At 38.0% G+C, this 4,850-nt stretch carries 4 protein-coding genes and 2 pseudogenes; 5 read left to right on the top strand and 1 reads right to left on the bottom strand.

What is annotated here, in order from left to right; all coding sequences use genetic code 11:
• The 4 genes from LMU01S_RS09470 to LMU01S_RS09455 all read left to right on the top strand — a co-directional run.
• A partial coding sequence (locus LMU01S_RS09470; RefSeq protein WP_061773578.1) for an AAA family ATPase occupies positions 1-922 on the top strand: 922 nt, incomplete at its 5' end.
• Positions 923-1,007: 85 nt separating this feature from the next.
• Positions 1,008-1,412 (top strand): MarR family winged helix-turn-helix transcriptional regulator, encoded by a 405-nt coding sequence (locus LMU01S_RS09465; RefSeq protein WP_056960216.1) that lies wholly within the window; start codon positions 1,008-1,010, stop codon positions 1,410-1,412.
• A gap of 74 nt (positions 1,413-1,486) precedes the next feature.
• Complete coding sequence (gene rlmD, locus LMU01S_RS09460) at positions 1,487-2,866, top strand: 23S rRNA (uracil(1939)-C(5))-methyltransferase RlmD (protein WP_056960218.1); 1,380 nt, start codon at positions 1,487-1,489, stop codon at positions 2,864-2,866.
• A 12-nt stretch (positions 2,867-2,878) separates the two neighbouring features.
• Entirely contained in the window at positions 2,879-3,541 is a 663-nt protein-coding gene (locus LMU01S_RS09455; protein ID WP_056960220.1) for a tetratricopeptide repeat protein, read from the top strand.
• A 290-nt stretch (positions 3,542-3,831) separates the two neighbouring features.
• On the opposite strand, the pseudogene LMU01S_RS09450 reads toward LMU01S_RS09455, so the two are convergent.
• Positions 3,832-4,044 (bottom strand): annotated as a pseudogene (locus LMU01S_RS09450) (transposase); the annotation flags it as partial.
• Here LMU01S_RS09450 and LMU01S_RS09445 point away from each other — a divergent pair.
• Positions 4,039-4,842: pseudogene (locus tag LMU01S_RS09445) on the top strand (recombinase zinc ribbon domain-containing protein); the annotation flags it as partial. The pseudogenes LMU01S_RS09450 and LMU01S_RS09445 overlap by 6 nt on opposite strands.
• Positions 4,843-4,850: the final 8 nt, after the last annotated feature.

Raw genomic sequence — 4,850 nt, 5'->3', positions numbered from 1 at the left:
TTCTACATTTTATATAGCAGCAACGACAGAGAATCTATCTTTTGAGATCAATTCAGCGCTTTTATCTAGGTTGAAAGTCTTTGTCTTAAAGCAACTGACTAAAGAACAATTAGTTGAGCTGTTGGACCGTGCTTGTCGAGTAGGCTTTGAAAAAGAGCTCACTGCTTCAAAGACATTATTAGAGCAGATCGCGATCTTTAGTGACGGAGATGCGCGAAATGCCTTAAATACATTGGAGATGTTAGTTGATAATGGAAATGTCAGCCAAGATGGAACTTTAGAACTAAGTGATGATCTGTTGAGTCAAGTTTTAGGGGAAAAGACACTCAAATATGATAAGAACGGTGAAGACCATTATGACTTGATCTCAGCTTTGCATAAATCCATGCGTAATAGCGATGTTGATGCAGCGATCTATTGGTTGAATCGGATGCTAGCTGGTGGCGAAGATCCGTTATATATTGCCCGGCGCTTGTTGCGTTTTGCTAGTGAAGATATCGGTTTAGCTGATAACAATGCTTTGAATCTAGTTGTTAATGTTTTTCAAACGTGTCAATTTATCGGAATGCCCGAATGTAATGTACATTTGACCCAAGCAGTGATCTATCTATCTTTGGCACCTAAATCTAATGCTGTTTATAAAGCGACTACCAGAGTTGCTAAAGATGTCAAACAGACTTTAAATGAACCAGTGCCACTGCAGATCAGAAATGGGACGACCAAGTTGATGAAAGAATTAGGCTATGGTAAAGGTTATGAGTTAGCGCATTTTGCCAAGGACAAACTGACTACGATGCAAACGATGCCGGATAATTTAGTAGGGCATACTTATTATCTGCCAACTGAGCAAGGAAACGAGATCCGTTTCAAGCAACGCCTAGAACAGATCAAGGCGTGGCATCAAAAACATGATAAGTCTTAAGAGTGGTACGCCACTCTTTTTTTGCAGTGATAGTTGACAAAAATATAGTTTATATATAAATTTACTAATTGTAAGGGGTGATAATATGAATCGCGAGAGTTTGATCTTTATGCGAGTTAGCCAACTTCAGCGCCAACTACTAGCTAACAGTGCAACAGTTTTACAACAAGTTGGCATAACTAACGCACAATACGATATCTTAAATTATGTATATAACCATACTGGGCGTACTCAAAAGGAGTTAGCCACTACCTTGGTCGTCACTAAGGGAAATATCACCCAGATCATCACAAAGATGGAAAGACTGGATCTGATCAAAAGAAAACAAGTAGGTAAAGCAAAGCAGCTATTTGTGACAGAAAATGGGCGTCAGATCTATGAACAGATCACACCTAAATTAGAAAAAGCCCATGCTGATGCTTTAGCTAAGTTAGATCTGACTGAGCAAAAACAACTTTTACGCCTGCTAAAATTAGCGCTAAGAGGCTAGGCGACTTTTTTTGTCAGCTGGGACTTGGTAGAATAGATAGTGGCAATTAAAATCAAAGTAAACGAGGATAAGTAATGAAACGGAAATTACCTGTAGTTAAAAATCAAAAATTAGAAGCGACGATCGTGGATCTGACTTACCAAGGAATGGGTGTCGCTAAAGTCGAAGGATATTCACTTTTTTGTGATGATGCTTTGCCTGGTGAAAAAGTAAAACTCCATGTGTTAAAGGTCGGCAAAAATTTTGGTTATGCTAAAGTTATCGAACGCTTAACGACCAGTCCTGATCGGGTCACGGGGAAAGGCAAAGCTTATTCACAAACGGGGATCGCACCTTTACAACATTTAGCTTATCCAGCTCAATTGAAATTCAAACAAAAACTAGTCAGTGATCTGTTGCAAAAGGCGCATCTAGCTGACCTAGCAGTCGAACAAACTTTGGGGATGGCAGAACCATATGCCTATCGTAACAAAGCACAAGTCCCAGTCCGTGAAATTAATGGAAAACTGACAGCTGGCTTTTTCAAGCGAGGCAGTCATAATTTCTTGCCGCTAACGGATTTCTTGATCCAAGATAAACGGATCGATGAAGTGATCCAAAAAGTGTTGGCGATCTTACAAAAAAATCAAGTGACAGCTTATGATGAAGCTACACACAGTGGGATCTTACGGCATATCATGGTACGGCGTGGACATTATTCTAAAGAAGTGATGGTCGTCTTGGTGACGCGGACTAATAAGTTACCAAATAAAGAAGCGATCGTAAATGAGATCATGGCAGCTTGTCCTGATGTGGTGAGTTTGCAACAAAATATCAATTCCAAGCAGACCAATGTGATCTTAGGTGACAAGACTCAGGTTTTAGCGGGCAAAGAATATATCACCGATCAGTTGAATGGGCTTAAATTTGAGATCTCAGCGAAGTCATTTTATCAAGTCAACCCAACTCAGACTGAAAAACTTTACCAAGAGGCGATCAAGCGGGCTGGATTGACGGGAAATGAAACGGTGATCGATGCTTATTGTGGGATCGGGACGATCTCACTGTCCATGGCCAAACATGCTAAAAAAGTATATGGGGTCGAGATCGTCGAAGCAGCGATCGCGGATGCTAAGAAAAATGCAGCTTTAAATAATTTGGATAACTTAGAATTTGAAGTTGGTAATGCCGAGGACTGGATGGCAACTTGGCAAGAACAAGGGATCAAGCCAGATGTGATCATGGTCGATCCGCCACGTAAAGGTTTGACGCAAAGTTTGATCGAAAGTGCAGTTAAGATGCAACCACAAAAAATCGTTTATGTCAGCTGTAATCCGGCAACTTTAGTTCGTGATCTGCAAAGTTTCATGGAACTTGGATATGATGTCACCCAACCTATCTTGCCAGTCGATCAGTTCCCACAAACAGCACATGTTGAAACGGTAACGGTATTGGAACGGAAAAAAAGAGAATAAGGAGAAAGTATTATGCCCACTGATAAATTGAGACTTACAGCAACTGATCTTACAGCACTAACAACTTGTGATGATGAATATTTGCTTGATAAAGGGGCAAATTTATATACTTTAGGTAAATATGAGCAAGCTGTTGAGTATTATCATTTGGCTACAACATTAGGTAATGCGCAAGCAATGGCAAATTTAGGATATTGCTATCTATACGGTAGACATATTAAACAAAACCTAGATCTGGCACTAGCTTATTTCAAGGTGGCAGTACTAAAAGAAAATATTGACGCAGCTTATAAATTGGGCGATATCTACGAGAGTGATAAGTGGGGGCTTCAAGATGATGAATTGTCGGAATATTATTATCATCAAGCGGTCAGCTTTATCTTAGGGACAGAACATGAGAAAAGTGAGTTGTTGGGGTGCTATCATAAATTGCAACAATATCCTAGTCTTTGCTTGGCTTTAGCTAGAAAGAAGATAAAAAATGGGATCTCACTGACAGATTTCTCTGAAGCTTACCAATTATTAAAGCATGCCGAGATCGGATATTTGCACGAATTGAACAGTGGTTATGATATGTATCTGAAATCATATGAGCGAGTCAAACATTTATTAGCTGATCAAAAATTTGACTTGATAAGAGGAAAATATGATAAGTTGTTTATTGATGAATATTAAGATCAGTGAAACAGATTTAATGTGTGGTTTCAGTTTTATGGGATATCATTAGGAAAGTGTATTCCCATTTTTTGCACCTTAATAAAAGCGTTTACACAGAACTTGGTGAATTGGCTAAAATTTACGATATACTTGTATTTGTTACACTATACTATCTGAAAGACAAACTATAAGAAAAGTCAATAGTTCCGTCTGAAAAATATTTTGTTTCCCTAAATGAGTTTTAGAGTACGACAAAAATCCCTCTGAAAAAGTGATTTTTCGAGGGTTTGGGATATGAATTTTCAGGTTTATTTCACTTTCTTTTCGTCAAAAGGACAATTATTTTTGAGAAGAAAGAATAGTATTCTGATGAGTTTCTTAGCGACATGGGTGATGGCGACGTTGTAATGCTTCCCTTGTTCTAATTTAGTTCTGAAATAAGCTTTGAAAGCAGGTGAATATCGGGCAACTTTCTGGGCAGCTTGCAAGAGTGCCCACCTGAGATGAGGAGAGCCGCTTTTAGTAGCATGTTAGAATGTGGTTTTTGTGGTTCAATATTATCTAGAAGAAGTTGGCACTGCCGTTCAGATTATCGCAAAGTTGTGTGGCACTGCGTTATATCCATTAAAGAAAGGAAAGAAATTTTGTAAGCATAGTAAAGGATTAGAAGAGCTCGCTATTGAGGGGGCTTTCATGGAAGCTTATAGACAACTCTATCATTCAAATGAAAATTTAATGACAGACTTACTTGAAACGATTGAATCTGAATTGAATGACAATAGCCTTAACAAGGAACTAAAAAGGATTACAAACAAACTTCGAACATTACTCAAAAAAGAGGAGAATCTTGTAAATCTAAAGCTCGAAGGGAAAATTAGTGATACTATATACAATGAAAAGTACAATGAAATTTCCTCAGAAAAAGTGTTTCTAGCAGAAGAGAAGGTAAATATTGAAACAACCTTAAAATCAGAAATCGATGTAAAGAAAAGACTAACTGAGTTTAAGCACTTGCTATCTTCACAGAAAATACTTACGGTGTTTGATCGTACAGTTTTTGAAAGTATTGTTGAGAAAATTATTGTAGGTGGAGTTAATAGCGACGGAGAAATTGATCCTGCAATGTTAACCAAATATTCAAAACAGGTGAAACTCAAAACAAGGATGGAAAAAAATTTAAAAGTAAACGTAAAAATGCTAAACTAGAAACAGATAAATTGTGTCCTCAAAACAGTGACGAGGATAAAAAATTGTATTCTCAAGGAACAGACAACACATGTGGAGACGGTAACGGTATTGGAACGGAAAAAAGAGAATAAGGAGGAAA

The sequence above is a fragment of the Ligilactobacillus murinus DSM 20452 = NBRC 14221 genome (genome assembly GCF_001591685.1).
GTDB classification, from domain to species: Bacteria; Bacillota; Bacilli; order Lactobacillales; family Lactobacillaceae; genus Ligilactobacillus; species Ligilactobacillus murinus.
Note: the sequence above shows the minus strand (reverse complement) of the source record. Positions and strands in the feature narration are given on the sequence as shown.